At 46.6% G+C, this 26,297-nt stretch carries 42 protein-coding genes and 1 other RNA gene; 3 read left to right on the top strand and 40 right to left on the bottom strand.

Going from position 1 to position 26,297, the window contains the following annotated elements; all coding sequences use genetic code 11:
• Window positions 1–60: 60 nt before the first annotated feature.
• From C6P11_RS01695 to rpsJ, 22 genes are all read right to left on the bottom strand, one after another.
• The gene (locus tag C6P11_RS01695) at window positions 61–630 is read right to left on the bottom strand and encodes an adenylate kinase (protein ID WP_004560248.1); all 570 of its coding nucleotides are present in this window, start codon (window positions 628–630) and stop codon (window positions 61–63) included.
• Window positions 627–1,934, bottom strand: a complete 1,308-nt coding sequence (gene secY, locus C6P11_RS01690; protein WP_135518111.1) for a preprotein translocase subunit SecY — start codon at window positions 1,932–1,934, stop codon at window positions 627–629. Before secY ends, C6P11_RS01695 begins: the two co-directional genes overlap by 4 nt.
• Window positions 1,934–2,368: a 50S ribosomal protein L15 gene (rplO, locus tag C6P11_RS01685; RefSeq protein WP_004560253.1), complete on the bottom strand. Its 435-nt coding sequence runs from the start codon at window positions 2,366–2,368 to the stop codon at window positions 1,934–1,936. The genes secY and rplO overlap by 1 nt, the downstream gene beginning before the upstream one ends.
• A 37-nt stretch (window positions 2,369–2,405) precedes the next feature.
• Complete coding sequence (gene rpmD, locus C6P11_RS01680; RefSeq protein ID WP_004560255.1) at window positions 2,406–2,591, bottom strand: 50S ribosomal protein L30; 186 nt, start codon at window positions 2,589–2,591, stop codon at window positions 2,406–2,408.
• 11 nt (window positions 2,592–2,602) lie between these two features.
• A complete protein-coding gene (gene rpsE, locus C6P11_RS01675; protein WP_004560257.1) occupies window positions 2,603–3,106 on the bottom strand; it encodes a 30S ribosomal protein S5 in 504 nt (167 codons plus the stop codon).
• A gap of 19 nt (window positions 3,107–3,125) precedes the next feature.
• Window positions 3,126–3,482: a 50S ribosomal protein L18 gene (rplR, locus tag C6P11_RS01670; protein WP_004560259.1), complete on the bottom strand. Its 357-nt coding sequence runs from the start codon at window positions 3,480–3,482 to the stop codon at window positions 3,126–3,128.
• A gap of 92 nt (window positions 3,483–3,574) precedes the next feature.
• The gene (rplF, locus tag C6P11_RS01665; RefSeq protein WP_004560260.1) at window positions 3,575–4,111 is read right to left on the bottom strand and encodes a 50S ribosomal protein L6; all 537 of its coding nucleotides are present in this window, start codon (window positions 4,109–4,111) and stop codon (window positions 3,575–3,577) included.
• Window positions 4,112–4,143: 32 nt separating this feature from the next.
• Entirely contained in the window at window positions 4,144–4,542 is a 399-nt protein-coding gene (gene rpsH / locus C6P11_RS01660; protein ID WP_004560261.1) for a 30S ribosomal protein S8, read from the bottom strand.
• Between the two features lie 43 nt (window positions 4,543–4,585).
• Window positions 4,586–5,128 (bottom strand): 50S ribosomal protein L5, encoded by a 543-nt coding sequence (rplE, locus tag C6P11_RS01655; RefSeq protein WP_004560262.1) that lies wholly within the window; start codon window positions 5,126–5,128, stop codon window positions 4,586–4,588.
• Between the two features lie 30 nt (window positions 5,129–5,158).
• Window positions 5,159–5,467: a 50S ribosomal protein L24 gene (gene rplX / locus C6P11_RS01650; RefSeq protein WP_004560263.1), complete on the bottom strand. Its 309-nt coding sequence runs from the start codon at window positions 5,465–5,467 to the stop codon at window positions 5,159–5,161.
• A 32-nt stretch (window positions 5,468–5,499) separates the two neighbouring features.
• Window positions 5,500–5,868 (bottom strand): 50S ribosomal protein L14, encoded by a 369-nt coding sequence (rplN, locus tag C6P11_RS01645; RefSeq protein ID WP_004560264.1) that lies wholly within the window; start codon window positions 5,866–5,868, stop codon window positions 5,500–5,502.
• Between the two features lie 45 nt (window positions 5,869–5,913).
• Window positions 5,914–6,180: a 30S ribosomal protein S17 gene (rpsQ, locus tag C6P11_RS01640; RefSeq protein WP_004560265.1), complete on the bottom strand. Its 267-nt coding sequence runs from the start codon at window positions 6,178–6,180 to the stop codon at window positions 5,914–5,916.
• 19 nt (window positions 6,181–6,199) lie between these two features.
• Window positions 6,200–6,406 carry a 50S ribosomal protein L29 gene (rpmC, locus tag C6P11_RS01635; protein ID WP_004560266.1) on the bottom strand — a complete coding sequence of 69 codons (207 nt, stop codon included), beginning with the start codon at window positions 6,404–6,406 and terminating at the stop codon, window positions 6,200–6,202.
• The gene (gene rplP / locus C6P11_RS01630) at window positions 6,406–6,825 is read right to left on the bottom strand and encodes a 50S ribosomal protein L16 (protein WP_004560267.1); all 420 of its coding nucleotides are present in this window, start codon (window positions 6,823–6,825) and stop codon (window positions 6,406–6,408) included. The genes rpmC and rplP overlap by 1 nt, the downstream gene beginning before the upstream one ends.
• A gap of 1 nt (window position 6,826) precedes the next feature.
• Window positions 6,827–7,495 carry a 30S ribosomal protein S3 gene (gene rpsC / locus C6P11_RS01625; RefSeq protein ID WP_004560268.1) on the bottom strand — a complete coding sequence of 223 codons (669 nt, stop codon included), beginning with the start codon at window positions 7,493–7,495 and terminating at the stop codon, window positions 6,827–6,829.
• 13 nt (window positions 7,496–7,508) lie between these two features.
• Window positions 7,509–7,856 (bottom strand): 50S ribosomal protein L22, encoded by a 348-nt coding sequence (gene rplV, locus C6P11_RS01620; protein WP_002827984.1) that lies wholly within the window; start codon window positions 7,854–7,856, stop codon window positions 7,509–7,511.
• Window positions 7,857–7,873: 17 nt separating this feature from the next.
• Entirely contained in the window at window positions 7,874–8,155 is a 282-nt protein-coding gene (rpsS, locus tag C6P11_RS01615) for a 30S ribosomal protein S19 (protein WP_004560269.1), read from the bottom strand.
• Between the two features lie 57 nt (window positions 8,156–8,212).
• Entirely contained in the window at window positions 8,213–9,046 is an 834-nt protein-coding gene (rplB, locus tag C6P11_RS01610; RefSeq protein ID WP_004560270.1) for a 50S ribosomal protein L2, read from the bottom strand.
• Window positions 9,047–9,062: 16 nt separating this feature from the next.
• Window positions 9,063–9,350 carry a 50S ribosomal protein L23 gene (rplW, locus tag C6P11_RS01605; protein ID WP_004560271.1) on the bottom strand — a complete coding sequence of 96 codons (288 nt, stop codon included), beginning with the start codon at window positions 9,348–9,350 and terminating at the stop codon, window positions 9,063–9,065.
• A complete protein-coding gene (gene rplD, locus C6P11_RS01600) occupies window positions 9,350–9,973 on the bottom strand; it encodes a 50S ribosomal protein L4 (protein WP_004560272.1) in 624 nt (207 codons plus the stop codon). Before rplD ends, rplW begins: the two co-directional genes overlap by 1 nt.
• Window positions 9,974–9,997: 24 nt before the next feature.
• Window positions 9,998–10,624 carry a 50S ribosomal protein L3 gene (gene rplC / locus C6P11_RS01595; RefSeq protein WP_004560273.1) on the bottom strand — a complete coding sequence of 209 codons (627 nt, stop codon included), beginning with the start codon at window positions 10,622–10,624 and terminating at the stop codon, window positions 9,998–10,000.
• 90 nt (window positions 10,625–10,714) lie between these two features.
• Window positions 10,715–11,023: a 30S ribosomal protein S10 gene (gene rpsJ / locus C6P11_RS01590; protein WP_004560274.1), complete on the bottom strand. Its 309-nt coding sequence runs from the start codon at window positions 11,021–11,023 to the stop codon at window positions 10,715–10,717.
• A gap of 482 nt (window positions 11,024–11,505) precedes the next feature.
• On the opposite strand from rpsJ, the gene C6P11_RS01585 reads away from it, so the two are divergent.
• Complete coding sequence (locus C6P11_RS01585; protein ID WP_135518109.1) at window positions 11,506–12,495, top strand: polyprenyl synthetase family protein; 990 nt, start codon at window positions 11,506–11,508, stop codon at window positions 12,493–12,495.
• A 49-nt stretch (window positions 12,496–12,544) separates the two neighbouring features.
• On the opposite strand, the gene tsaD is transcribed toward C6P11_RS01585, so the two are convergent.
• The 18 genes from tsaD to C6P11_RS01495 form a co-directional block, all read right to left on the bottom strand.
• The gene (gene tsaD / locus C6P11_RS01580; RefSeq protein ID WP_135518108.1) at window positions 12,545–13,570 is read right to left on the bottom strand and encodes a tRNA (adenosine(37)-N6)-threonylcarbamoyltransferase complex transferase subunit TsaD; all 1,026 of its coding nucleotides are present in this window, start codon (window positions 13,568–13,570) and stop codon (window positions 12,545–12,547) included.
• Window position 13,571: 1 nt separating this feature from the next.
• The gene (gene rimI / locus C6P11_RS01575) at window positions 13,572–14,024 is read right to left on the bottom strand and encodes a ribosomal protein S18-alanine N-acetyltransferase (RefSeq protein ID WP_135518107.1); all 453 of its coding nucleotides are present in this window, start codon (window positions 14,022–14,024) and stop codon (window positions 13,572–13,574) included.
• Window positions 14,002–14,589 carry a ribosomal protein S18-alanine N-acetyltransferase gene (gene rimI / locus C6P11_RS01570; protein WP_135518106.1) on the bottom strand — a complete coding sequence of 196 codons (588 nt, stop codon included), beginning with the start codon at window positions 14,587–14,589 and terminating at the stop codon, window positions 14,002–14,004. Before rimI (C6P11_RS01570) ends, rimI (C6P11_RS01575) begins: the two co-directional genes overlap by 23 nt.
• Window positions 14,573–15,295 carry a tRNA (adenosine(37)-N6)-threonylcarbamoyltransferase complex dimerization subunit type 1 TsaB gene (gene tsaB / locus C6P11_RS01565; protein WP_135518105.1) on the bottom strand — a complete coding sequence of 241 codons (723 nt, stop codon included), beginning with the start codon at window positions 15,293–15,295 and terminating at the stop codon, window positions 14,573–14,575. The genes rimI (C6P11_RS01570) and tsaB overlap by 17 nt, the downstream gene beginning before the upstream one ends.
• A gap of 161 nt (window positions 15,296–15,456) precedes the next feature.
• Window positions 15,457–16,449 (bottom strand): UDP-glucose 4-epimerase GalE, encoded by a 993-nt coding sequence (galE, locus tag C6P11_RS01560; protein WP_135518104.1) that lies wholly within the window; start codon window positions 16,447–16,449, stop codon window positions 15,457–15,459.
• A 42-nt stretch (window positions 16,450–16,491) separates the two neighbouring features.
• Entirely contained in the window at window positions 16,492–17,235 is a 744-nt protein-coding gene (locus C6P11_RS01555; protein WP_135518103.1) for an acyl-[acyl-carrier-protein] thioesterase, read from the bottom strand.
• Entirely contained in the window at window positions 17,235–18,110 is an 876-nt protein-coding gene (gene rsmI, locus C6P11_RS01550; RefSeq protein ID WP_135518102.1) for a 16S rRNA (cytidine(1402)-2'-O)-methyltransferase, read from the bottom strand. The genes C6P11_RS01555 and rsmI overlap by 1 nt, the downstream gene beginning before the upstream one ends.
• Window positions 18,110–19,117, bottom strand: a complete 1,008-nt coding sequence (gene holB, locus C6P11_RS01545; RefSeq protein ID WP_135518101.1) for a DNA polymerase III subunit delta' — start codon at window positions 19,115–19,117, stop codon at window positions 18,110–18,112. The genes rsmI and holB overlap by 1 nt, the downstream gene beginning before the upstream one ends.
• 9 nt (window positions 19,118–19,126) lie before the next feature.
• Window positions 19,127–19,456 (bottom strand): cyclic-di-AMP receptor, encoded by a 330-nt coding sequence (locus C6P11_RS01540; RefSeq protein WP_135518100.1) that lies wholly within the window; start codon window positions 19,454–19,456, stop codon window positions 19,127–19,129.
• 13 nt (window positions 19,457–19,469) lie between these two features.
• Window positions 19,470–20,114, bottom strand: coding sequence for a dTMP kinase (gene tmk / locus C6P11_RS01535; protein WP_135518099.1), 645 nt, complete (start codon window positions 20,112–20,114; stop codon window positions 19,470–19,472).
• Between the two features lie 83 nt (window positions 20,115–20,197).
• Window positions 20,198–20,413 (bottom strand): hypothetical protein, encoded by a 216-nt coding sequence (locus C6P11_RS01530; RefSeq protein ID WP_004560287.1) that lies wholly within the window; start codon window positions 20,411–20,413, stop codon window positions 20,198–20,200.
• A gap of 30 nt (window positions 20,414–20,443) precedes the next feature.
• Entirely contained in the window at window positions 20,444–20,704 is a 261-nt protein-coding gene (locus C6P11_RS01525; protein WP_135518098.1) for a YaaL family protein, read from the bottom strand.
• Window positions 20,704–21,303, bottom strand: coding sequence for a recombination mediator RecR (gene recR, locus C6P11_RS01520; RefSeq protein WP_004560289.1), 600 nt, complete (start codon window positions 21,301–21,303; stop codon window positions 20,704–20,706). Before recR ends, C6P11_RS01525 begins: the two co-directional genes overlap by 1 nt.
• 38 nt (window positions 21,304–21,341) lie before the next feature.
• Entirely contained in the window at window positions 21,342–21,650 is a 309-nt protein-coding gene (locus C6P11_RS01515) for a YbaB/EbfC family nucleoid-associated protein (protein WP_004560290.1), read from the bottom strand.
• Window positions 21,651–21,680: 30 nt separating this feature from the next.
• Window positions 21,681–23,486 carry a DNA polymerase III subunit gamma/tau gene (gene dnaX, locus C6P11_RS01510; protein ID WP_135518097.1) on the bottom strand — a complete coding sequence of 602 codons (1,806 nt, stop codon included), beginning with the start codon at window positions 23,484–23,486 and terminating at the stop codon, window positions 21,681–21,683.
• Between the two features lie 127 nt (window positions 23,487–23,613).
• Window positions 23,614–23,699, bottom strand: an RNA gene (gene ffs, locus C6P11_RS01505) — signal recognition particle sRNA small type.
• 19 nt (window positions 23,700–23,718) lie between these two features.
• The gene (gene tadA / locus C6P11_RS01500; RefSeq protein ID WP_056973502.1) at window positions 23,719–24,264 is read right to left on the bottom strand and encodes a tRNA adenosine(34) deaminase TadA; all 546 of its coding nucleotides are present in this window, start codon (window positions 24,262–24,264) and stop codon (window positions 23,719–23,721) included.
• On the bottom strand, window positions 24,245–24,862 hold the full coding sequence (locus C6P11_RS01495) for a class I SAM-dependent methyltransferase (protein ID WP_135518096.1): 618 nt from the start codon (window positions 24,860–24,862) through the stop codon (window positions 24,245–24,247). The genes tadA and C6P11_RS01495 overlap by 20 nt, the downstream gene beginning before the upstream one ends.
• A gap of 116 nt (window positions 24,863–24,978) precedes the next feature.
• Here C6P11_RS01495 and C6P11_RS01490 point away from each other — a divergent pair, with 116 nt between their 5' ends.
• Complete coding sequence (locus C6P11_RS01490; RefSeq protein WP_135518095.1) at window positions 24,979–25,533, top strand: TIGR00730 family Rossman fold protein; 555 nt, start codon at window positions 24,979–24,981, stop codon at window positions 25,531–25,533.
• 225 nt (window positions 25,534–25,758) lie between these two features.
• On the top strand, window positions 25,759–26,297 hold a 539-nt coding region (locus C6P11_RS01485), incomplete at its 3' end, for a transposase (protein ID WP_210114206.1).

Raw genomic sequence — 26,297 nt, 5'->3', positions numbered from 1 at the left:
ACGTAACAAGTAATTATAACATGCTCTCTTACAATTTAACAAGAAAGCTTCCCGGAATAATTACGCGTTCTTCAAATTATCAAGTAACGTCTTTACATCAGCGAACACTACATCAAGCTCGCGAGCACCATCGATCTTGTGCAAAATGCCCTTTTCGGCATAGAACTCAGCGATAGGCTCAGTAAGCTTTCCGTTAACGTCCAAGCGATTCTTAATCACTTCAGGCGTATCGTCTGCACGGCCACGGGCCATCATACGATCAACCAAAACATCAGCATCAGCAGTGAAGTAAAGAACGCCGTCCAATGAACGACCATCCTTTGCCAACATCTCATCCAATGCCTTAGCTTGGTCCAAGTTACGAGGGAATCCATCAAGGATGAATCCAACCTTCGTATCCTCTTCAGCCAAGCGTTCAGCAACGATACCGTTAGTAACTTCGTCTGGGACCAAGTTACCAGCATCCATGAATGACTTTGCCTTCATACCGAGTTCAGTCTCGTTAGCCATGGCAGCACGGAACATGTCGCCCGTACTGATGTGCGGCAAGTTGTACTCTTCAACAATCTTCGCAGCTTGGGTACCCTTACCAACACCTGGCAAGCCCAATAGCATGATATTCAAACTCATTTTGCTTCGACTCCTTCTTGAATAAATCCAACATATTGCCGCTTCATCATCAATCCTTCAAGTTGGCGAATCAGATCAATTGCCACACCAATGACAATCAATACTGATGTTCCTGACATTCCAAGGTTACTATCCAACCCGAAGATGTGTGTTGCTAGAATTGGTGCCAAAGCGACAAATCCTAGGAACAAAGCGCCGACAACTGACAAACGCATCAGCAAACCAGACAACCACTTTTCAGTGGCACGTCCTGGCCAGACGCCCACAATGTAACTACCTTGCTTTTGCAAGTTCTCCGCAACCTTTTCAGGGTTAACCTGAACGAATGCATAAAAGAACGTAAACAAGATAATCAACAATGTGTAAACAATACCACCCTGCATTGTCTGCATTGATAGGTATTGCATCAAAGTGTTGTACCAACCTGCGTCCGCAAACTTACTTGCAAATGCTTGCAAGATCGTTTGTGGCGTTACCAACAATGATGAAGCGAAGATAACAGGAATAACACCCGCAACATTAATCTTCAACGGTAGGTAAGATGAGTTACCTGAACCAGTTGAACGACGTGTATATTGCATTGGAATCTTGCGAATCGCTTGGTTGAACCACGTAACAAACGCGATAACCAAAACGAAGATCAACAAGATACCAACCAAGAATGCCCACCCACGCGCTGGGTCGTCACCTTGTAGGACGTGTTCCTTGAACAGTTGGTATACACCTGCTGGCACACGCGCAATGATACCAGCAAAAATCAACATTGAGACACCTTGACCGAGTCCGCGCTCAGTGATCATCTCACCCAACCAAACAGCAAACATAGTTCCTGCAGTTAGGATGAAACCGATCAACAAGTACGTCTCCAAATTTGGTGTCTTAACCAAATTCACTTGACTCAGTTGATTGAATCCAGCGGTGATTCCAATTGATTGGACAAACGCTAGAACAATAGTCAAATAGCGGGTCACTTGGTTCAACTTACGTCGACCAACTTCACCTTGTTTCGACCATTCAACAAATCGTGGCACAATATCCATTTGTAGGAGCTGTACCACGATTTGAGCAGTAACGTATGGTGAAACACCCATTGCGAACAATGAGTAATTTGTAAGTCCACCACCGCTAAACATATTCAAAATGCTGCCGAGCCCAGAATTTGCTACCTCAGTAAGTGCTGCCGTGTTAATACCCGGCACAGTAATGTAGGCACCCAATCGGTAAACAATCAGAATCCCTAAGGTAAATAACAACTTTTTACGGATGTCCTTTTCCTTAAGTGAGTTGAGCACGGTTTTCAGCATTAGATCACCTCAGTCTTACCACCGGCAGCTTCAATAGCCGTAACAGCAGCGGCTGAGAACTTGTTTGCCTTAACAGTCAATGACTTTTCCAATTGACCGTTAGCCAAGATCTTAATGCCACTCAATTCGTTCTTAACGATACCAGCTTCGACCAACAATGCTGGTGAAACTTCAGTTCCGTTATCGAATTGGTTCAACACATCAAGGTTCACAACAGCGAATTCCTTGCGGTTGATGTTAGTAAATCCACGCTTTGGCTTACGACGGAACAAAGGCATTTGTCCACCTTCAAAGCCCAAACGTACCTTACCACGAGCCTTTTGACCCTTTTGACCACGTCCTGCAGTCTTACCGTTTCCTGATGACTCACCACGTCCAACACGGTTGCGGACCTTGCGTGAACCTTCAGCAACTTGGAGTTCATTAAGCTTCATTAGGTTGTACCTCCTTCAAAGCAATCTATTTATGTGCTTACTTAACTACTTCAACAGTAACCAAGTGAGCAATCTTAAACACTGCACCACGCGTTGCTGCGTTGTCAGGCAACACGACTGATGATGACACCTTGTTCAAACCAAGGGCCTTAACAATCGCACGTTGCTTTGGCAAACGGTGGGCAGCACTCTTTACAAGAGTAATCTTAACTTGTTCAGCCATTTTCTGCCTCCTTAATCTGCCAAGTGCTCAAGTGAGACCTGACGCAATTCAGCAACTTCTTCAGCGTTCTTCAATGAGTTGATTGCATCGAAAGTTGCGCGCACAACGTTAATTGGAGTTGATGATCCCAATGACTTTGCAGTCACGTCGGCAACACCAGCCAATTCCAAAACGGCACGAGCAGCACCACCGGCTGCCACTCCAGATCCTTCAACGGCTGGCTTAAGCAAGATGCGACCACCGCCAAAGACACCATTTGCAGAGTGAGGAAGGGTCGTACCAACAGTTGGAACTGCAACGATGTTACGCTTTGCAGCTTCAACGGCCTTGCGGATAGCTTCAGGCACTTCTTGTGCCTTACCAGTACCAAAACCAACGTGTCCGTTACGGTCACCAACAACTACCAAAGCGGCGAAACGCAAACGACGTCCACCCTTAACAACCTTGGTAACACGGTTGATGGCAACAACGTTTTCTTCAAGCTCGCCGAGCTTGTTTGCATCGATAAAAGCCATGTTTAATTTCCTCCTTCCCTTAGAACTTCAAACCAGCTTCACGAGCAGCTTCTGCCAAAGCTTGCACACGTCCGTGGTACAAGTAACCACCACGGTCGAATACAACAACTTCAACACCTGCAGCCTTGGCGCGTTCTGCGATCAAAGCTCCAACCTTAGCTGCTTGTTCAGTCTTTGGAGCAGTCTCAACTGACTTGTCCAAAGTTGAGGCACTAGCAAGCGTCACACCCGCTACGTCATCAATCAATTGCGCGTAGATGTTCTTGTTAGAACGGTAAACGTTCAAGCGTGGGCGCTCAGCAGTACCAGAAATCTTTCCACGAACTCGCGTGTGTCGGCGTTGACGCACCTTGTTCTTGTCTGACTTCGTAATCATGTTCGTAACCTCTTTTGTGTATATACTCGAAAGATATACCAATAAGTAAATCCCGAGACGTTGCTCACGGGCCTTAAGCTATAAGCTTAAGATTACTTACCAGTCTTACCTTCCTTACGTGCAACGTATTCGTTTTCGTAGCGAATTCCCTTACCCTTATATGGCTCAGGTGCGCGTACGGCACGGATCTCTGCGGCCAAGTCACCAACAAATTGCTTGTTGATTCCTTCAACAGTGATCGTAGTTGAATCAGGAACTTCAACTGTCAAGCCTTCACGGGCCTCAAACTCAACTGGGTGTGAGTAACCAACGTTCAAGACAAGCTTGTCGCCTTGCTTAGCAGCACGGTATCCAACACCGACCAACTTCAAAGTCTTCTTGAAGCCGGCTGATACACCTTCAACCATGTTTGCAACGTTAGCGCGAGTAGTTCCGTGAAGTGCCTTGATACGTCCTTCGTCTGAAGGACGAGTGAATGATACTTCAGTACCGTCCACAGTGAATTCGATTTCTGATGCGATTTCGCGAGAAATCTCACCCTTAGGTCCCTTAACAGTAACGACGTTACCTTCGCGTGACAATTCAACGCCAGCAGGCAAAGTCAAAACCTTGTTACCAATACGACTCATCGGTAGACACCTCCTTGTTTAGATTTTATTTATTACCAGACGTAAGCCAATACCTCGCCACCAATCTTCTTGGCGCGAGCTTCCTTATCGGTGATAACACCTTCGGAAGTTGAGATGATAGCGATACCCAAACCGTTCAAAACCTTAGGTACAGCATCTGCCTTGACGTATGAACGCAATCCTGGCTTTGAAATACGCTTCAAACCAGTGATAACGCGTTGCTTGTCGGCACCGTACTTAAGGAAGACACGGATGACACCTTGCTTGTCATCTTCAATGTATTCAACGTCGCGAACAAAGCCTTCGTTCTTCAAGATTTCGGCGATGTCCTTCTTGATCTTTGATGCAGGTACTTCAACTGAATCGTGGCGAACCATGTTCGCGTTACGAATGCGAGTCAAGAAATCTGCAATTGGGTCAGTCATTGACATTGATGTTTGCCTCCTATTATTAATTACTGTAAATCAGTGTTGATTACTTTGAGAAAGGCATACCCAATTGAGTAAGCAATTCACGAGCTTCTTCGTCAGTGTTGGCCGTCGTTACAACAACGATGTCCAATCCACGAACGCGGTTAACTTGATCGTAATCAATTTCTGGGAAAATAAGTTGCTCACGAATTCCCAACGTGTAGTTTCCACGACCATCAAAGGCCTTTGGTGAAACTCCACGGAAGTCACGAACACGTGGCAATGAAACGTTGATCAACTTATCCAAGAAGTCGTACATACGCTCACCACGCAAAGTAACCTTAGTACCGATTGCCATACCCTCACGCAAACGGAAGCCAGCGATTGACTTCTTAGCGCGAGTGATAACTGGCTTTTGACCAGCAATCAATTCCAATTCAGCAACAGCTTCATCCAAGTTCTTTGAGTTTGATACGGCGTCACCAACACCCATGTTAAGCACGATCTTTTCGATCTTAGGTGCTTGCATGATTGATGAGTACTCAAACTTCTCGATCAATGAAGGCGTTACTTCATTGACGTACTTTTCCTTCAAGCGATTTGCCATGATAATGATTTCCTCCTTTCACCTAGAAAATTATGCCAAAGTCGTTCCAGACTTCTTAGCAAAACGTACCTTCTTACCATCTTCAACCTTGTAACCAATCTTCGTTGGTTCGTTAGTAGAAGGGTCAAGCAATTGTACGTTTGAAACGTGGATTGGAGCTTCAAGCTCAACAATTCCACCTTGTGGGTATTGGTTGTTTGGCTTTTGGTGCTTCTTTACGATGTTCACACCTTCGACAACAACACGGTCCTTAGCAGCAATAGTCTTAACAACTACTCCTTCCTTGCCCTTGTCCTTGCCGGCGATAACCTTAACCTTGTCACCAGTCTTCACAAACATGCGAGGCTTCCTCCTTGATTTAATGATGGTAATTACAATACTTCAGGTGCCAATGACACAATACGCATGTAATCATTGTCACGCAATTCACGCGCAACAGGTCCGAAGATACGAGTACCTACAGGGCTCTTGTCATCCTTAACGATGACTGCAGCGTTTTCATCGAACTTGATGTATGAACCATCAGCACGGTGAACTCCTGAAACAGTACGAACGATAACAGCCTTAACGACGTCACCCTTCTTTACAGTACCACCAGGAATAGCTTGCTTAACAGTTGCGACGATCATGTCACCGATACCGGCGAACTTACGACCTGATCCACCCAAAACCTTGATAGTCAAGATTTCACGTGCACCAGAATTGTCAGCAACCTTCAAACGACTCTCTTGTTGAATCACGATTTTGTCCTCCTTCCGTTATTGGTAAGATTCGAGATTAAACGATTAGATAATAACGGCCTTCTCGACGATTTCTACCAAACGGAAGCGCTTTGTAGCTGACGTTGGACGCGTCTCCATGATGCGTACGATGTCACCTTGCTTAGCTTCGTTGTTTTCATCGTGAGCCTTAAACTTCTTCGTGTACTTAACACGCTTACCATAAACAGGGTGGTTCTTGTAAGTTTCGATGGCAACAGTGATTGTCTTATCCATCTTATCTGAAACCACGCGGCCTTGGTAAACCTTACGTGCGTTACGAGCTTCAGTCATATCGGTCTCCTCTCTTAGTCTACTTGTTCAATTCTTGTTGACGAATGACCGTCTTGATACGTGCGATTTGCTTACGTACTTCTGACAATCGAGCCGTGTTCTCAAGTTGACCAGTAGCTAATTGGAAACGCAAGTTGAACAATTCTTCCTTGTAGCTCTTTTCCTTGGCAACCAACTCAGCTTGGCTGAGACCCTTGATTTCGTTTTGTAGATCCTTGATCTTCATTATTCACCCTCCACTTGGCGAGTCAAGATCTTAGTCTTGACTGGCAACTTGTTAGATGCAAGACGCAAGGCTTCGCGGGCAACCTCTTCAGGAACACCGGCAACTTCAAACATTACCTTGCCGCGCTTAACAGGTGCAACCCATCCGTCTGGAGTACCCTTACCGTTACCCATACGAACACCAACACCCTTAGAAGTGTATGACAAGTGTGGGAAAATCTTGATCCAAACTTGACCACCACGCTTCATGTGACGCGTCATAGCAATACGAGCAGCCTCGATTTGACGGTTAGTGATCCAGTGTGATTCAGTGGCTTGCAAACCAAACTCACCAAATGTAACTGTCTTACCACCCTTGGCCTCACCGCGCATCTTTCCACGGTGTGGACGGCGGTACTTTACACGCTTTGGTACTAGCATGTTACTCGCCTCCTTGCTTCTTTACAGACTTCTTCTCTGGCAAAACATCACCACGGTAAATCCAAGTCTTAACACCCAATTGACCGTAAGTAGTTGTTGCCTCATCCCATGAGTAGTCGATGTCAGCACGCAAAGTGTGCAAAGGCACCGTACCCTCAGTGTATTGCTCTACACGAGCAATGTCAGCCCCGTTGATACGTCCAGAAACTTGCGTCTTGATACCCTTGGCACCAGCACGCATAGCACGTTGGATAGCACCACGCATTGCACGACGGAATGCCACACGGCGCTCCAAGTCAGATGCAATTTGTGAACCAACCAAGTGGGCGTCCAAATCAGGCTTCTTAATCTCAATGATGTTGATGTGGACGCGCTCGCCCTTAGCAACAAGCTTTGACAACTCGTTACGCAATGCATCAACTTCAGAACCACCCTTACCAATAACCATACCTGGCTTAGCAGTGTGGATTGAGATGTTCACGCGGTTAGCAGTACGCTCGATCTCGATGCGAGATACAGATGCGTCAGCCAACTTAGTCTCGATGTACTTACGCAACTTCAAATCTTCGTGCAAAGCCGTTGCGTAGTCCTTCTTGTTAGCGTACCACTTAGCATCCCAGTCGCGGATGATGCCGACACGCATACCAGTTGGGTTAATCTTTTGACCCATGACTCAATCCTCCTTACTTTTCTTTTACCACAATCGTGATGTGGCTTGTACGCTTGTTGATTGGTGAAGCTGAACCCTTGGCACGTGGACGGAAACGCTTTAGCGTTGGTCCTTCGTTAGCAAAGGCTTCTGCAACTACCAAATCTTCGCGATCTAGTGAGAAGTTGTTCTCAGCGTTAGCTACAGCTGAGTTCAACACCTTGTATACATCTTCTGAGCTGTGGTTTGGCAAGAATTGCAAAATTGCAAATGCCTCTGCCACAGACTTACCACGAACTTGGTCAAGCACTAGGCGGACCTTACGTGGAGCGACACGAACGATCTTCGCCGTGGCGCGTGCTGACGTGATTTGTTCAGCCATTGTATTGTCCTCCTATATTACTTGCGCTTAGTCTTCTTATCGTCTGCTGCGTGTCCGCGGAACGTACGCGTAGGGACGAACTCTCCAAGCTTGTGACCGACCATGTCTTCTTGTACCAAAACTGGCACGTGCTTACGACCATCGTAAACAGCAAAAGTCAATCCGATAAAGCTAGGGAAAATCGTTGAACGACGTGACCATGTCTTGATGACAGCTTGCTTTTCTGAAGCATTGGCTTCTTCAACCTTCTTCAACAAGTGAGCGTCAGCAAATGGTCCCTTCTTCAGGCTACGACCCATTTTAAGGTCCTCCTCTCGTTTGCTAAAAACTTATTAATTACGGAGTGTAAGTATTGATTACTTGCCCTTACGACCGCGAACAATGAACTTCGTTGAACGAGCCTTCTTGTTACGCGTCTTCTTACCGGCAGTCTTCTTACCCCATGGTGACATTGGACTTGGACGACCAACTGGGGCCTTTCCTTCTCCACCACCGTGTGGGTGATCGTTAGGGTTCATAACTGATCCACGAACGTGTGGGCGTTGACCCTTCCAACGACGACGACCAGCCTTACCCCAGTTGATCAATGAGTGTTGTTCGTTACCAACAACTCCAACCGTGGCACGGTTAACGGCCAAGATCATACGTACTTCACCTGATTGCAAGCGAACAAGTACGTACTTTCCTTCCTTACCCAACAATTGTGCTGATGCACCGGCAGAACGGGCCAATTGACCACCCTTACCAGGCTTCAACTCGATGTTGTGGATTTGAGTTCCGTCAGGAATGTTTGCCAATGGCAAAGCGTTTCCGACCTTGATGTCGGCATCAGGACCTGATTGAACAGTCATACCAACTTCCAAGCCCTTAGGCGCCAAGATATATGCCTTAGTACCGTCAGTGTATTGCAACAAAGCGATGTTAGCAGTACGGTTTGGATCGTATTCGATCGCAACAACCTTGGCTGGAACATCATCCTTTGTACGCTTGAAGTCGATAATACGGTATTGGCGCTTGTGTCCACCACCACGGTGGCGCACAGTCATGTGACCGTATGAGTTACGAGCACCAGTGTTTGACTTTGATTCCAACAAGCTCTTTTCAGGCGTCGTCTTAGTGATTTCAGCAAAATCTGAAGACGTCATGTTACGACGACCGTTAGAGGTTGGCTTGTACTTCTTGATAGCCACGCTAATTTCCTCCTAATTAGTTTTCGTTGAACAATTGAATGTCCTTAGAAGCGGCAGTCAACTTAACAGTTGCCTTCTTGCGCTTCTTAGTGTAACCAGCGAAGCGTCCTTGACGCTTCAACTTACCACGTACGTTCGCCGTGTTGATCTTTTCGATCTTAACATCGAAAATTTCTTCAATAGCGCGCTTAATTTGTGGCTTAGTGGCGCGAACATCAACTTCAAACGTGTAACGCTTTTCATCCAAAACGCTCATCGTTTGTTCAGTGATGACCGGGCGCAAAATGATATCGCGTGCGTCCATTATGCCAAAACCTCCTCAACTTGTGCCAAAGCTGATTGAACTACAACCAACTTATCGTTGTTGATTACGTCAAGCACGTTAACACCCTTTGCAGTCATAACAGTAACGTTTTCCAAGTTACGTGCTGCCAATGCTGCGTTAGCGTTATCATCGTCCAAGACAACCAACGTCTTTTCGTTTACGTTCAAGTTGTTCAAAACTGCCTTGAATTCCTTAGTCTTAGGAGCGTCGAATGACAATGCATCGACAACAACCAAAGCTGAGTCCAAAACCTTTTGTGACAACACTGACTTCAATGCCAAACGGTAAACCTTCTTTGGCAACTTGTAGGCGTATGAACGTGGAGTAGGTCCGAAGACGATACCACCACCACGCCATTGTGGTGAACGGATTGAACCTTGACGGGCACGTCCAGTTCCCTTTTGACGCCAAGGCTTCTTACCACCACCTGAAACCGCTGAACGGTTCTTAACGGCGTGAGTACCTTGACGCATTGATGCACGTTGCATCAAAACAGCGTCAGTAACAACGTTGTTGTTTGGCTCGATTCCGAAGATTGAGTCGTTCAACTCGATCTCACCGGCGTTTGAGCCGTCTTGCTTAAACAAAGCAACCTTAGTCATGTTAGTTTCCTCCCTTCGTCCTTATTACTTAGCCTTAACAGAGTACTTAACAGTAACAAGTGACTTGTTGGCACCAGGAACATTACCCTTAACCAAGATCACGTTGTTTTCTACGTCAACGCGAACTACTTGCAAGTTTTGTACAGTGCGCTTGTGGTTACCCATGCGTCCAGGCAACTTCTTACCCTTGAAGACGCGGTTGATGATGGCACCCAATGAACCAGGACGACGGTGGTAACGAGAACCGTGCGCCATAGGGCCACGTGATTGTCCATCCTTCTTGATGTTACCTTGGTAACCATGACCCTTTGTGATTCCAGTTACGTCAACAGCTTCGCCAGCAGCGAAGATATCAACCTTAACTTCATCCCCAACATTGAATTCTCCCTCAGCGTCGCGGATTTCACGAATGTAGCGCTTAGGGGCCGTGTTTGCCTTGGCAACGTGACCTTGCTCAGGCTTGTTGCTCAAAACGGCGCGCTTGTCTTGGTAACCCAATTGAACTGCGTTGTAACCGTCGTTTTCCAAAGTCTTAACTTGGAGAACTACGTTTGGCGTAGCTTCAATTACTGTTACGGGGATAAGCTCACCGTTCTCAGTGAATACCTGAGTCATGCCGACCTTGCGGCCTAAGATACCCTTAGTAGTCATGACTATCTCCTTTGAATAGTAAATCTAAATTTTTGATCAGTTAAATGCTTAATCAGGCAAGTTGTTGTTGCTGTTGTTGCGTTGTAAAAATTACAACTTGATTTCGATGTCAACACCGCTTGGCAATTCAAGCTTTGACAAAGCATCAACCGTCTTAGCAGTTGGGTTCACGATATCGATCAAACGCTTGTGAGTGCGCATTTCGAATTGCTCACGTGAATCCTTGTGCTTGTGTGGTGAACGCAAAACCGTGTACAACGTACGCTCAGTAGGCAATGGAATAGGACCTGAAATTTCAGCACCTGTACGCTTTGCCGTCTCAACGATCTTTTCTGCTGAAGCGTCCAAGATCTTGTGCTCGTACGCCTTCAAACGGATACGAATCTTCTTACTTGCCATGATATAAATTCTCCCTTCGTCCATATTGGAATATGAAACTAACTCCGTGGAAACTACCGACGCACCCCAAAGAGCTCCATGGCAATGGTCCCCGTGGCAATGCTGCCGGGTGTGTCGCAACCTCCCACATCATCGCTTGTCGATGGCACGCTAATACCCGGGTGCATAATACACCCCGTATTTAACGTACTAGAATATAATACAGCAGGCTAACCGCGTTGGCAAGCCTTTTGAACAACTTTCTTGAATTAATTTCTTAACCCCGTTCATGTCGTGTTCATATTTTATTCCGAAAACTATAATAACTGATTTACTTACTAATTTCCACCGTTTTGGTTCTATTTAAAAATATTCGTAAGTCCCTCTCAGAATTGCATGTGTTTATTCAGACTTATTCCTATATAATAGTAGATAGCTTATTCATACCATGTTATGAACACATACATATTATAGTAGATAAACAATTAAGGAGTTCCTTAGTAATGACGCAATCACTCTCACAACTTCATCCGATTTGGCAAGACTTCCCTGCTATCCAAAAGGAACTCCAAGCAGTCTTGAATCGTATTGAAGCTAACATGGATGCTAATGATCCAGAAGTCGAAGCGGCCCTATTCGATATGTTTAATGCTGGCGGTAAGTTGCTCCGTCCTGCGTTCACCTTATTGATCGGTCGTTTCTACCCTGCCGAACGCGAGCCTTTACTAAATCTCGCTGCCGCGGTCGAAATGCTCCACACTGCTTCTTTGGTTCACGACGACATTATCGATGATTCACCAACTCGTCGTCACGCCGAATCAATTCAGTCACGCTTTGGTAAGGACGTTGCTGCTTATGCCGGCGATTACCTATTCGCTGTCACGTTCCGTACGTTGGCGGATAACACCAATGATATCGAAACCGTTCGTATGGCGACCCGCTATCTAGAACGCATCCTATCTGGTGAACTCACACAGCGTACGAACCACTACCGTACTGATATGACCATCGCGGATTACGAAGAACAAATCTCTGGTAAGACCGCTGCCCTATTCGTACTAGCAGCTAAGCTAGGTATCTCAGCTAGCGATGCTCCAGATGACTTCGCTGAACTCGCCAGTGACTTTGCCTACAACGTCGGTATGGCATTCCAAATCTTGGATGACATGCTTGATTATCAATCAGATAGCACGACACTTGGTAAGCCAACGTTGAATGACGTACGAGAAGGTGTGTACTCTGCACCACTGATCATTGCCATGCAAAACAATGGCCGTATTCAAGACCTGCTCGCAAAGCAAACTGAAATCACGACTGCTGAGGCCGAAGAATTAGCCCAACTTGTCCGTGACTCTGGTGCCCTTGATGAAGCAGGTGATATGACAATGCGTTATACAGAAGCTGCATTAAACTATCTAGACGATATGCCAGAACACGAGTCAAAAGATATCTTGTTCAGCATTAGTCGTTCACTACTCTCACGTAACGATTAATATATATAGTAGAAAAGGTACCGACAAATCGATGTCGGTACCTTTTTTGTTAGTCTTCTAAGTAATCAAATTCCAAGCCGGGGTTGGCATTTAAGTCCAAACCACCACGCTTACCGTGACGATAAGCGATATCACCAGCTACGCCAATCATAGCGGCATTGTCACCAGCCAACTTAATTGGTACTGGGATAAACGTCGTCTCAGGGAATTCAGCCATCATTGCCGTTAGTCCATCACGCAAACCGCGGTTAGCCGCAACACCACCAGCGACAATAAATGACTTAACCGGATAATTCTCTAACGCACGACGCGTCTTTGTCACCAGCACATCAACAACCGCTTCTTGGAATGAGGCAGCAAGGTTAATATGATCAACTGTCTCACCACGTTGGTCAGCATTATGCATCAAGTTAATCACCGCGCTCTTCAAACCAGAGAACGAAAAGTCATAACGGTCATCGTTAATCAACGCACGTGGCAAATCATACGTTGGTTCGCCTTCATGCGCCATTTCATCCATGGTCTTACCAGATGGGTATTGCAACCCCATCGTACGACCAACCTTATCATAACTCTCACCGGCAGCATCATCACGTGTATCCCCAATGACAAGGTAATCGTATTCCTCACGCATCAAGACCAATTCCGTGTGACCACCAGAAACCATCAAGGCTAATGCTGGATATTCGATTGGTTGCACGAAGTTTGCTGCACTGATGTGCCCAGCCAAGTGAATGACTGGCACCAATGGCAAGTTATGCGCCCAGGCAATCGTCTTAGCCGCCGTAACACCAATCAACAACGCCCCAACCAAACCAGGTCCTTGCGTCACTGCGATGGCCGTCAAATCATCATACGTCAATTGCGCATCTTCCAAAGCAGCATCAGCTAACACCGTTACTTGTTCAATGTGGTGACGGCTCGCTACTTCCGGTACGATACCACCAAATCGTTGGTGACTCTTGATTTGTGTTGCTGTCTCCAAGCTCACAATTTCAGTACCATTTTTGACAATCGCCACACTTGTTTCATCGGCACTTGATTCAAAGGCCATGATATAACGTGTTTCACTCATGCTATTCTCCTTCTCCACGCAACGGCAATGTGACGTCCATCAAGTAAGCGTCTTCCACTGGGTCACGATAGTAATCTTCTCGTATGTTATAGATTATGAAACCTAAGCGTTCATATAAACGAATGGCTCGCTTATTACGATGACGCACTTCTAACAGTACCCGTGTACCATCCTCAAAGCGACCAAACCATTCACGAAGTAGTCGTTCGCCAAGGTGTTGTCCCTGGAAACCAGGCATAACTGCCACATTGGTGATTTCAAGTTCATCGCCTAAATGTGTCCCACCAACAAAGCCAACCGTCTCACCGTCTGCTTCGATCAGCAAGTATTTCGTAAACTTACCTTTCAAATCATTCTGAAAAACTTTCTTTGACCAAGGTGATCCTTTATAAGCAACCTTAGCAATCGCGTACAACTCTTCGGCGTCCGTACTATCCCTGAATGTAAAATCCATCACTCTTTCTCCCGAGAATCTGCGCCATATCAAACGCATCTTCCCCGTTATCTCCATAATAATTCGTTTTACGACGAACCGTTTGAAAACCAAGTCGTTCATATAGGCGTTGTGCACTCACATTCGATACACGCACCTCCAATGACACACGGTGGAAGCGAATCTGCTTCGCAACCGTCATCATATACATGAGCAAAAACGTTCCTAAGCCACGACCTTGCCAGTGTGGCGTCACCGTGACGTTCGTAATATGCACTTCATGAATACCTGGTCGGAACGCTGCCCCAATATAGGCAACCATCGTCCCAGTCTCCGGCTCACGAACAACCACGTACAAACGTTCGCGTGAACGGTGCAACTCATTATGGAAGATATCCTCCGACCATGGTTCCTCACCGTTATACGCTGCTCGCTCTAGAACAACCATTTCTTCAACGTCCGTGTATTGCGCTGGCATTAAGTGGAACTCAAAGCCATTAACCGCAATCACCTGACGAAATTCTCGTAAGCTTTGTGGCAATGGGTGCATCAACCAATGAACCCAATTCTTAAACCTTTTCCACATAAACACCATCACCTGCATCGGGGTGAGCCTTGGCCCAATCAGCCTCAGCTTGCGACAAACGATAATAGTTTGGCACAAATTGGTGAATATCTGTCATGTCTGTTAGTACTTGTGCATCCGTAACCAGCGGCAACACATTTGCGGCATGCGGCAAATTATCAGATGCAAATTGTGCATCTGGCAACGCCTGTCGCAACTCTTCCTCAAACCGAGCCCATTCACCAACAAAAACCACTTGTTGATTCTCCTCTGCCAATTGACTAATCAAAGCAGGAACATTCGTGTGGCGGTCAGCTGCCGTGGCAACATACTTGCCGTCACGCAACTCATATTGACCAGCATATAAGTTCGCATTACGCGCATCCATCACTGGCACAATCGTCACGCCGGACGTCTTTACGTTCGTAGCCAACAATCCCAAGCTTGAAATACCGACCAGTTCGATACCTAGCGTAAAGGCCAACGTCTTTGCAGTCGTAACTGCAATACGCAATCCTGTATAAGAACCGGGTCCTTGGCTAACCACAACCCGGTCAAGATCAGCTGGTGCCCACCCTGCTGACTTCACTAGTTCATCAATAAACGGTAGCAATTGCACCGAATGATTCTTAGCAACGTTTGTTTCACGTTGTCCGATTAGCTTGTCGTCTTCAAACAAGGCCACCGACAATGGTTGATTAGACGTATCAAACGCAATAACCTTCATGCCACACTACTTCCTTTACTCTTTAGTCATATGGTATTTATCATACAACTTTTTACCGGACTTTTCATTAACATAAAATTCAGGTGGTGGTTTGTGTCGGCGCTAGCATAAACAAAAAAGACAGCTACCAGAAACCTGATAACTGTCTTGATAATCAAATATTAGCGGTCTTCATAACCATTTGGGTGCTTTTGGTGCCAAGTCCAAGCCGTCTTGATGATTTCCTTAACATCATCGTACTTAGGTGCCCAGCCCAAAATCTCACGAGCCTTGTCTGATGACGCAACCAATGAGTCGGGATCACCGGCACGACGTGGACCAACTTCGGCAGGGATTTCCTTACCAGTTGCTTCACGCGCAGCCTCAACCATTTGCTTAACTGAGAAGCCGTTTGCTGAACCCAAGTTAAATTGGTTTGAGTCGTTACCCTTAGCCAAGTAGTCCAAAGCCAACACATGTGCGTTAGCCAAGTCCATTACGTGAACGTAATCGCGGACGTTGAATCCATCTGGCGTGTTGTAGTCATCACCGTACATCATGATCTTCTCGCGTTGACCCAAGGCCGTTTGCAAGATGATTGGTACCAAGTGCGTCTCAACTGGGTGGTCTTCACCGATTGAACCGTCAGCCTTTGCACCGGCAACGTTAAAGTAACGCAATGCAACCCACTTCAAGCCGTAAGCTTCATCAGCCCACTTCATGATGTGTTCCATTTGCAACTTTGACTCACCGTATGGGTTGATTGGGTTTTGTGGTGTCGTTTCCTTGATAGGGTTTTCCTCAGGAATACCGTACGTTGCAGCCGTTGATGAGAAGACGATTTGCTTAACATCAAACTCCAACATAACTTCCAACAACGCAATCATTCCTGCCGTGTTGTTGTCGAAGTACTTTAGCGGATTAGCCATTGATTCTGGCACGATTGATGAAGCCGCAAAGTGAACGACTTGCTCAATGTTCTCCTTCTCAAATACTTCGCGCAAAGCAGCCTTATCACGAATATCAACTTCGTAGAAAGGTACGCCTGCAGGCACCGCAGCACGGTGTCCCGTCAACAAGTTGTCGACAACGACAACATCGCGACCGTCTGACAACAATGTGTCAACCATGTGAGAACCGATGTATCCGGCTCCACCTAGAACCAAAATGGCCATGTGTTTTCTCCTTAAATGACTTTCTTCACTAATTAGTTTACTTTAGTTTTCTGACTTCGTCCAATCAATATGCGCTTCGGCAGACAATGTGTCACCAGACCAGATACGGTGTACTGACTTGTCTTCCATAATTTGCGCTTCTGAACGAATCATATCACCCAATAAAACTTCGTGTTCGTACTTGATGTTCAAGTGCGTTGGTTCGTGCGTTTCAAGGAACGCTGGACCCAAGACATCTTGCATCCAATCAAAGTACTTCGAATTGTTCACGTGACGGTTTGAGTCAATATCCAAGTAACGCACCGCATATTGTTGATCGAAATCAACTGGAATATCACCAATCATGCGGTCTGGCTCTGGTTGACGTGGAATCTTCTTCACACGTTCAGGTGCGTAGGCATCCACCATATCTTGTGGAATACGCGCCATCTTACGTTTCTCCATATCAATCATGGCGTACAAGGCATCAATGCTTACCAATTCGTTTCCGGCTTCATCGACAATTCGGTACAAACGCTTGGCGAAGAATGGGTTGAACTCCTTAGCCAAGGTCTCCAAGGCCACCTTTTCACCAATCTTAGGACGGCGCTTAATATCAACGACGTGTTGCAAAATAATCCAACCAACACCGTTTGCGTGCGCATAATCCGGTCCGACACCAAGGTCGACACTTTGTTGCGTTGAACTCAACACAGCAAGATTAAAAATCATGGGCAGACTCAACTTGCCTGTCACGTCAGCTTCGTAGTACAACACCTCGTGCTGCATACTGTAAACTTCAGCCATTAATTCTCTCCTTGATATTCCAAATACAACGCTTGGCGGTCCAAGTCACGCGCTTTGGCGACTTGCTTAACCGCAGCCGCTGCTTTTAGCCCTGATGCAACAAGGGCTTGTACTGCTTCCACAGCAGTCATTTCAGCAAGTGGGTCTTCATCCCCATCAGTAGTTGGGTTATCATTTCCCGCTACCATCATAACAAACTCACCACGGACTTCGTTTTCACTTGCCCAATCAACCAATTCTTGGGCTGACCCACGTAAGAACTCTTCATAACGCTTCGTCAACTCACGAGCTAACACAACTTGGCGATCAGGACCAAACGCCTTCACCAAGTTTTGCAACGTCTTAGCCAAACGGTGTGGTGCTTCGTAAAAAATCATGGTTTCCGTGTGTGAATTCAAACCTTGCAGTTCTGCCAATTGCTCCTTTGGCTTACGCGCCAAAAAACCGTAAAACATAAAGGGTTGTGGTGCCAAACCAGACGCAATCAATGCCGTAATACCAGCACTCGCCCCTGGTAGTGGCACAACTGGAATGTTTTGCGCAATGGCAGCCTTCACCAACTCATGACCCGGGTCAGAAATTGATGGCATCCCCGCATCTGACACTTGGGCCACATCTTCACCAGCAGCTAAGCGTGCAACCAACTCGGGAATGCGACTCTCTTTATTGTGTTCATGGAATGATACTTGCTTCGTTTGAATATCAAACTGGTTGAGCAATTGTTGCGTGTGACGTGTGTCTTCAGCCGCAATCACGGCCACAGCCTTCAATGTATCAATTGAACGAACCGTCATATCACCCAAATTACCAATTGGTGTTGGGACAAGATAAAGCGTTCCTGTTGTATGTGTTGCAAAACTTTTCTGTTGATTCATCATAAACCTGCTAACTTAAACTGACTTTCAAGGACGGTTGATTCGACCGTCGTTTGAAAACTAATATTTTTCTGTAAACGTTGTGGTGCTGCTAACACGATATCCAAGACTTCCAACAGCTTGGCCGTCGTGTATCGCTGTGACAAACGTTGCCACTCACCGGCACCCGGGAAGCGAACACTCGCATCCCCAGTACGGCCGAGCAAGATATCACGCCATGCTTGGGCCAGCATTGCCAACAGCACACGGGCACGGGCTGGCTCGCCGGCTAACGGCACCAAAGCTGTTTGCACGTGGGTAAAGGTGGTATCGTCACCCTTCAGTGTCCCAGTCACAATATCGCTAATGGCCTTCTCAGCTGAGTTAAACCAATCATCGACTAGCCACTCAGCTGCGCTATCCACGCTATCCGTCAACGTACGCGCCAATTCAGCTTGTGCCGCCGTGAAACCGACCGCTTCCAATGATGTGCGCATCTGTTCAGGTCCCAAGGCTGGGAAATCAATGACCTGCGTACGTGAGACAACCGTTGGCAAAATCTGAGCACGGTTTTCAGCAATCAAAATAGCCGTTTGCTGGCCAACTGGCTCTTCGATAAACTTCAACAGACCGTTAGCGGCACTGCTGGTCATCGTGTCCGCACCAGAAACGATAAACACCTTTTGATTACCTTCAACAGCGGTCTTCGTAAACTCCTCACGCAAGAAGCGTACCTGATCGACCTTGATGCTGTTACCATCTGGCGCCAATTGAATCACATCTGGGTGTTCGTTTGACGCAATACGTTGGCATTGATCACACATACCGTCCGGTTGTCCGTCAGCCGTGACATTACGACACATCAAACGCATCGCCAACCAATCAGCTACCAAGTCTTGACCACGACCACGTGGCCCAGTAAACAAAAAGGCGTGGGCAAGTTGCTCACTTGCCACCGCCTGTTTGAATTGCGCGATTAACTGCGGTTGTTGTGCGTTTGCCTGTGCAATTAATTCTTTCGCGTCCATACTTTCCCCTTAGAAGCGGTGGAATTGCTCAATATCTTGAACAAAGACCGTTGCACCACCAACTTGAACTTCCATTGGTGTTGAAGCCGTTGATTCCATTGAGACATCAAGGCTAACCGCTGGTGTCATGAATTGCTTACGCGTGTGTGACGTTTCCTTGATTAGAGCAAGTACTTCATCGACACGCTCGTCTTCAATACCAATCATAAAAGTTGTGTTTCCTGAGCGAAGGAACCCACCTGACGTCGCCAAACGAGTGGCACGCACATTCGCCTTCACAAATTCAGTTCCCAACTTGTTTTCATCTTTATCTTGAACGATTGCGATTACCATCTTCATAAAGCTGAACCTCCTAGTCCTTCATCCCCAAAATTGGTGCCAACGCTGCCCATGTATCAGCAATCACGGCATCCAATTCTTGTTCTGCGTTAATCATCAAAAAGCGGTCTGGGTATTGCTTAGCCAACTCATGGTAAGCATCTGACACACGTTGGTGGAACGACAACGCTTCGACGTCAAGACGGTTCACTTCGTCTTGACGCGTCGTTTGAATACGTTCCAAACCAATCTCTGGTCGAATATCAAGGTAGACCGTCGCTTGAGGCATAAACCCTTCAATAGCAAAATCGTTAATTGCTGCCACCGCATCAGTTCCCAATTCACGGCCACCGCCTTGATAAGCAATTGAGCTATCAACGTAGCGATCAGTAATCACAACCTTGTCAGCTTCCAAGGCCGGCAAAATCGTTTGCACCAAGTGTTGTCGACGTGAGGCTGCGTACAGCAACGCTTCCGTTCGTTGATCCATGTCTGTATTGGCTGGATCAAGTACGAGGTCACGAATCGCTTCCGCAATCTTATTGTCGGTTCCGCCCGGCTCACGGGTTAGCAATAAGCGATCCCCTAGTTCTGGTTGCAGCCGTGCGACAATCGCACGCAATACTGATGTCTTTCCAGCTCCATCTGGGCCTTCAAACGAAATAAATGTCCCTGGCATTCTCGCCACCACTTTCTAATTGTGTTGTTAATTCTTATTATAGCAAAAAGCCGGCCCAGGCATAACACCTGAACCGACTTTGGCTAAACGTTCCAGTCGATGTTCTCTGGCTTTACGAAAGCCAATTCGAACAAATAGTTAGAAATGCGCGTTTGTGACCACTTCTTACCGTGGTCTGGCAACAAACGTGAATTCTCAATGAGACGTTCCTTCACCCACTTAGCATTGGCCTCTGTCCATTGCGTGTTCTTCGCAATCAAAGCACCAAATTGGGCGTTCGTATAAGTCTTATCGCTCATTCTAAACACCTCCTATCCTGAGTTTAGTGATTAAATCTCCGGGTGGATAAAAGCCGTTGACCAGTGACCCTTCATGTCACGTTGACGTGCCACGCGAAGTAAAAAGAAGTACTTCTGACGTGCTTTGGCTGTTTCAGCCTTAATCAAACGTGGGTCAATGTCACTTTCAAACAAAGCTACTTCTGACATTTTTGCTTTTTCAAAGTCGAACTTCGCTTGATCAATCGCCTTGTTCAGACGTTCATCGTAAGCTGCTGTATCAACTTTTGGTCGCTTAAACATGTTAAACATCAGAGCTTCGTCCTTCCTTCAACCGCTTTAATCAACGTGATTTCATCAGCATAGTCAATATCACTACCAACTGACAATCCAGTGGCCAAACGTGAAACCGTTAGACCGGCCGGCTTCAATAGACGTGATAGGTACATAGCTGTCGCTTCACCCTCTGCGTTAGCGTTCGTTGCAACGATAACTTCTTGGATGGCGTCATCCTTTTGCAAACGCGTTACCAATGACTCAATGTTGATATCATCGGGCCCCTTGCCAGATAGTGGTGACAACACACCGTGAAGTACGTGGTACAACCCACGGTACTCGCCAGTGTTTTCGATTGCCATCAAATCCTTCACTTCTTCAACAACCAAAACTTGGCTTTGATCACGTGTTGGGTCAGAGCAAATTGCACAAGGATCCGTCTCCGTCAGATTTCCACAAATTGAACAAAAGCGCAAATCACGCTTAGCAGAAATCAATGATTGGGCAAACCCCGTCACATCTTCTTCTTGCATGTCAATTGTGTGGAAAGCTAGGCGTGTCGCTGTCTTAATTCCGATACCGGGCAACTTCGTATAACTATCAATAAGTTTAGCAATCGGTTCTGGATATTGCACGTTACAGACCTTCTTTCTCTCAATAAAGGGCCAACTTTTTAGAACATACCCTTTGGTGCGTATTGTCCCAAACGCTTTTGTTGGTCAGCTTCGATTTGTTGCAATGCATCATTAACTGCAACCAAAATCATATCCGCCATACCGTCGACGTCATCAGCGTCAACGATTTCAGGCTTGATTTGCAAGTCCTTCAACTCACGGTTTCCGTTAAACGTTGCCAAAACAACGTCTGAAGGGGCGTGACCAGTGTAGTCAGTTGCTGCAATGGCTTCTTGCTCATTTTGCATTTGCTCTTGCATCTTCTTTACTTGCTTCATCATTGATTGCATGTTTTGTCCACCAAACATAATATCACCCTCGTTTTCTAGTTTTTGTTATTAATCATCAATTTCTTCTACGATATCAGCGCCAAACAAACGTTCAGCTTCCGCCACAACTGGTGCTGGACCTGCTGCTTCGGTTTGATCATCCATTGCCGTTAGACTTGCTAAGTCGTCATCAACGGCAGCTGCCACTTGTTGTGGCACTTGCTGCTGAACAGATGGCGTCGCAGCCGTTCCTTGGCGTTGGGCCACAAACGCAGCGCGCATCTTTGGCCAGTCATCAGTCGTGACAAAGACCAATTGACGCTCGTTTTGCGCTTGCGTCAACAAGCGAATTTGCGTCACCATCGTGTGCAACAATTCTGCATTACGCATGGCGTTGGCCTTGATAACTTCAAAGTCAAAGGCCACAACCAATCCGTCTGGCGAAGCTGCAATTGGCTTCGCGACGTTCAACATCGCTTGTTGTGGTACCGGCAACATGTTAACCATGTCAGCCCATACTGTTTGCACACGGTCTAGGTCGCCACGGGTCGCTGCGCTAAGCACGCCAAACACAGCTGATTGATCATCCGCAACACGTGGTGCGACACGCGTTGGTGCCGGCGTAGCTGGTTGTTCAGCTGGTGCTGGAGATGCCACTGGTTCAGGTTGTGCCGCTGGCTGCGTTGGTGTCTCAACAACTGGCGCTGCTGAGGCAACCGGAGCCGGCTTTGGTGCAGTTGGCGTCGGTTCAGCAACCACTTGCGGTGCTGACACACGCTCTACCGTCACCGGTGCCGTCGTCGCGATTGGTTGACTCAACTTAACCGTCAACACTTCCAAGTAAATGCTTGGTCGATTCGTGAAACGCAATTGCTGTTGCGTGTCATTCAAGATATCAATCATGCGATACCAAACATTGGCTTGTGTGTTGGCTGCCAAGTCCGTGAATGTCTCATCAGGCACAATGCTGATCAACTCAGGCGCTTCAGTGTGAAGCAACAAGTCACGGGCATAACTAATCAAGTCTTCCACAAAGCGGTTGGCATCCTTACCTGCTGATAATACCTCAGATAGCTTAGCCAAAGCTTGCTTCGTGTCTTGCTTAACAACCGCTTGCACATATTCACCAAGCAACGTTTGCGTGACTGAACCAGTCACAAGCAAGGCGTTTTCCAACGTCACGTGACCATCCCCAAATGACAACGCTTGATCCAAGATACTCAACGCATCACGCATTCCACCATCAGCGGCGTTCGCAATTACGCGAATCGCAGCTTCATCATACGTGTCACCACGTTGATCCAGGATGTACGTCATACGGTCATAAGCTGCCTTGGCATCAATACGCTTGAAGTCGAAACGTTGTGTACGTGAAATAATGGTTGCCGGAATCTTTTGTGGTTCCGTCGTAGCCAAAATAAAGATAACGTTTGCTGGTGGCTCTTCCAACGTCTTCAACAAAGCGTTAAAGGCACCAGTTGAAAGCATGTGGACCTCATCGATGATGTAGACTTTGTACTTCGCTTGCGTTGGGGCGTAGTTAACGTCCTCACGAATCTCACGGATTTCATCAACACCGTTGTTTGAAGCCGCGTCCAATTCGATGATGTCCCCAAGCGTACCGTTATCGGCTGCTTGACACATCGCACATACACCATCAGGCTCCCCATTAATCGGATTTAAACAGTTGATGGCCTTAGCAAAGATTTTCGCTGCTGATGTCTTACCTGTTCCACGCGGTCCGTTGAACAAATAGGCGTGGGTTGTTTGCCCCGTCATAATTGCGTTTTTCAACGTCTTGGTCACAACTTCTTGCCCAATCATGTCGCTAAATTTTTGCGGACGCCATGTCCGGTACAACGCTTGATACGCCATTGTGTGTGACCCCTTTCACCACTGTCTATTTTGACAGTAACGTTTGAATTTTCCCTACTCTTATAGTAACAGAAAATAGTAAAAAAAACGCCAACCGATTAGTTCATCGGTTAGCGATTAAAGTTCATAAGAAGTGAAGCACAATGCACGGTCTCCTTAGTGCTGCTGCCTTCCGACCCTGACACGGTTCGAAGTGCACACTTGCCCCACAAACAATATTATAGCAGGTGGATTACTTTTCTGCAATCTCATTCGACAATTCTTGTGCTGCCAATTCGGCTGCGCGGCGTGCCTTCTTTTCAGCCTTCTTCTGCTTACGAATCTCACGGAAGAAGTTACGCAATAAGTCGCCACTCTCTTGCTCACGAACACCTTGGTGCACGTTAACTTGGTGGTTCAAACGCTCATCCTCTAAGATGTGGTACAAAGAGTGCACCGCCCCAGCCTTTGGATCCTCAGCACCATAATACACATCACTAATACGTGACTGTTGAATAATGCCCGCGCACATAATGCATGGTTCCAATGTCACAAACAATTGGGCATCTGGCAAACGCCATGACTTCACCAAACGATTCGCCTCAGTAATCGCTTGTAGCTCAGCGTGTTGGCTGGCATCCTCCAAACGTTCACGTAGGTTAAAGCCACGTCCGATGATTTGACCGTTTTGCACGACGACCGCACCAATCGGCACTTCGCCCAAGGCGCCCGCTTTCTTGGCTTCCTTGATGGCTTCACCCATGAAGTAATCAACTTGTTCAGGCGTTAGCGTCGTCATGGTAGACACTCTCCAAAATATAGTAACCCTTGTTCTTAGCAATCGTTGCCGCGTTACCGAACGTTTCGGCCATCAATGCCTTAGCAGATGGCGCACCTTGCTTCTTTTGCAAAACAACCGTCAGCGTACCGCCGTCAACCAAGTAATCCTTCGCCCCAGCAATCATATCTGACACGATGTCCTTACCGGCACGTACTGGTGGATTCGTCAAAATCGCCGCAAACTTACCATCAACACCAGAATAACGGTCTGACAATACCACGTCAATGCGGTCGCCAACCCCATTCTTTTGTGCGTTACGCTTGACCAATTCAGCTGCACGCTCGTTGATTTCAGCAGCCACGAACTCGCGCTCAGGCATCACCGTTGCCAATGCAATTGAAACTGGTCCGTAGCCGGCACCCAAATCCAAAATCTTACCAGCGGGAATATCTTGATCAAACGCATCCAACATCGTGCGCGTTCCGAAATCTACGGTAGACTTAGAGAAGACACCGGCGTCCGTTGTGAACGTCAAGGTGTGGTCAAAAAGCGGGAACGTCCAAGTATGCTCGTCGTGGGCAACGCTTGGGTTCGCCGTGTAATAATGTTCAGCCATGTGAACCTCTTTCTATTCTCAATATCAGAATCCTGATAATCTTCAAAGTTTTCTATATAAACCATTGTATGATATAGAGACTAATTATAAAAGCAAAGTACTTGGGGGAGTATGACATGAAAAAGCAGACAATTGGTGTCTTTATGGGCGCCCAATATGGTCACCTAGAAGAATTCCACGAAGCAGCCGCTGCGATGGGCAAAGGAATCGCAGCTCGTAACTGGGCCTTGGTCTACGGTGGTTCAAAGAGTGGTTTGATGGGCGAAGTCGCAGTTAACGCCATCAACGCAGGTGCCGAGGTGACCGGCATCCGCCCAACGAGCTTCCTGCCAGAAGAAGCTGGGCATGATTTGCAAATGGAACACATCGACGTACCAGACATGGATACTCGTAAGCGCATGATGTTCGATCGCGCAGATGCCTTCGTTTTCCTACCTGGTGGCATGGGAACGTTAGAAGAGCTCGGCCAAGTGATGTCATGGACAAAGCTTGGTTACTACGAGAAGCCAATTGTCTTGGTGAACATCGATGGTTATTGGGATGACATGGTGGCTTGGTTCGAAACAGCCATCGAAGCTGAGTTCGTCACCCGCGAAGGTCTTTCACGTTTGGCCTTGATGCCAAGCGTTGATGAAACGTTCAAGTACCTTGAAGGTGAATTTGGTGAATAATACAAAAGGCGACGTCTCCATTAATTTGGAAACGTCGCCTATTTGTTTACTTAAAACCCGGATTATTCATCAAGACAAACAAAAAACCGCTGAAACAGCAAGTTAATACCGTTTCAGCGGGTTTTGCGCTTTCACCCGTTGGGTGAAAACCATAGGAGCTCTTTTTTATGATATTTTGTTAGTGGAAAACAAACCAAATACTCAAAAATTGGAGCGTCTAAAATTATGACTCAAAAAGTATTACCTAGCAACCATTTAGTTGCAGTTTCAGACAATGGGGCACCAATTACCTCGGATGGTGGCAACGTGCTGCTTAGTATTTTTCTGAATTCGCCTGTAATTTCCAGGCTCTTTAATAACGTTGAATTCAACGATAATCGCAAAAATCCACGCTATGCTAAGGTAGAATTGTTATTGCAAATGCTCATTCAAGTTATCGAAGGTTATCGCAACGACGACGTTGCAGATTACTTGACCCAAGATATCGAACATCGACTTGTTTATGCGCAAAACATGGCATCTCAACCAACTATTTCCAGATTTCTATCACATCTCACGAACGAAGACATTGATGAGCTACAAGAATTAAATCGTCGTATTGTCTCTTTAATTGATGAAAGATCAGCCAATACTGAACTGGTGCTAGATTTGGATTCAACCTACTTTGAGACCTTTGGTCATCAAGAAAAAATTGGTTTTAATTATCACTACTTGAACGTCGGTTACCATCCGCTTATCATGACCGATGCTTTAACTGGAACCGT

This window comes from Weissella confusa, from assembly GCF_004766315.1.
Classification (GTDB): domain Bacteria; phylum Bacillota; class Bacilli; order Lactobacillales; family Lactobacillaceae; genus Weissella; species Weissella confusa_A.
The sequence above is the reverse complement of the archived record's forward strand: the minus strand, read 5'-3'. Positions and strand labels throughout refer to the sequence as shown.